This is a genomic window from Echinimonas agarilytica, assembly GCF_023703465.1.
In the GTDB taxonomy this organism is placed as follows: Bacteria; Pseudomonadota; Gammaproteobacteria; order Enterobacterales; family Neiellaceae; genus Echinimonas; species Echinimonas agarilytica.
The window spans coordinates 1-1,583 of the sequence record NZ_JAMQGP010000020.1 but is presented as its reverse complement, the minus strand read 5'-3'; the positions used below and the strand labels follow the sequence as shown (position 1 = coordinate 1,583).

Sequence of the window (1,583 nt, the reverse complement as noted above, 5' to 3'; positions counted from 1 at the left end):
TGAGGCGTTGGTATGACTCCCCACGTCAAGTAGAGCACACAAATATCGGCCTAAAGATTTAAGCCTTTTTAATCTTTCAACTCAAAATGAGATGAGTTAACGCAGAAGATGAAGCAAGTAAATTCGTCGGTTGTCATGCTGATATCCGTGGATTACTTGTTTTCACAAGCAGCGCCTACCTTACATAATCCGTCGTGACACCTGTCTTCAGTCTATGTTCGTGGTTCATTACAGTGTTAACCGCAATGCCATCCTAACGCCGTCGGTGATTGTGCCACACCCGATGCCTGATCAACTGCATTAACTCAAAACTGTCACTCATGCAGGTACTCTCGATAATCGTAACTTGGGGTTAACTTTTACTAAGACGATTTCTCTTGAAATAGCCCAAATATAAGCAATCATCTCCCTAGCAATAGCGGTCACAATGACGTTGTAATGTTTACCTTTATGCATAAGCCTTTGGTATCGACGGCAGAGCCTAAGCTGAGCTTGCCATGCGATATCGATAATTTGTTTTGGCAAATCTTCCTGTCGTTTTTGTATATCAGTCGAAATATTGGCAGCAAAACGGTATGAATGTGCGCCTTCAACGAGCAAGCGCCGCGCTCGACTGTTACCACATTTAGTAATGGCACCGACATGACGTTTACCACCACTTGAATGCTCTGATGGCACCAACCCTACATAACTCATGAGTTTTCTTGGGGGGTCAAAACGGGTTAAATCACCCAGTTCGGCAACGACGCCTGTTGCGACTAAAAGTCTGACTCCTCGCATGGCCTGTATTGCTCTCACTACTGGATAATAACGCCAATTTTTTACATGATGTTCTAGTTCATTATCCAGCCTTTTTAATCGTGCAATACGCTCAGTGATGGTTGGTAAGTATTCTTGCAAGACAATCTGTTGACTAGGATGTGGCAAGATAAGCTCAGTGAGCCAGCGCAAATGTTTTAGCGACCAATTGGCAGTGCCTCTGTAGTTAATGTTGTTTCTAAGTTGCAGTGCTTTTAGCTGGTATTTGGCATCTTTTAAATCCTTCATCGCCGTTTCACGCGCACGAGATAAATCTCTGATGGCTTCATCTTCAGGCTCAGGAACATAGATTGCTGTGAGGTCTTCAGATTTCAGTAGCTTGGCTAATTTAAGTGCATCACGTTTGTCTGTTTTAATCTTCTCACCAGGCTTTTTGGGAATAAGCGAAGGCGCTATGACATAACAACAATGACCAAGGCTTGTGAGTAAGCGATAAATCCAATAACCACATGGTCCAGCTTCATATACGAAATGTAATGTTGCATTTGGATACTTAGATTGGAACTGTCTAGCGAGTTTAGTGATAGATGATTTTGCACTAGAAACTCTCCCATAATGAATAGCTTGGGCACCACGTTGGTCTTCAATATAAGCCACTTCAACAAATTCTTTACGAGTATCTAGGCCAATAAAAAGTATGTTATGTTTATTCATGCTGATCTCCATTTTTTAGTTTCTTTAACAAAACTATTATGGCTCTGGCTTTCAGCTAACCCACGAAGAATTGGAGATCAGCATCTTTAGTGGGGAGTCATTATGTCTAT

At 42.0% G+C, this 1,583-nt stretch carries 1 protein-coding gene; it reads right to left on the bottom strand.

The window, feature by feature from the left end; all coding sequences use genetic code 11:
• Positions 1 to 318 precede the first annotated feature (318 nt).
• Entirely contained in the window at positions 319 to 1,473 is a 1,155-nt protein-coding gene (locus NAF29_RS18065; RefSeq protein WP_251263031.1) for an IS110 family RNA-guided transposase, read from the bottom strand.
• Positions 1,474 to 1,583: the final 110 nt, after the last annotated feature.

Coding starts and splice junctions, on each gene's coding strand:
- NAF29_RS18065 (WP_251263031.1), bottom strand. CDS start 1,473: ATGAATAAACATAACATACTTTTTATTGGCCTAGATACTCGTAAAGAA.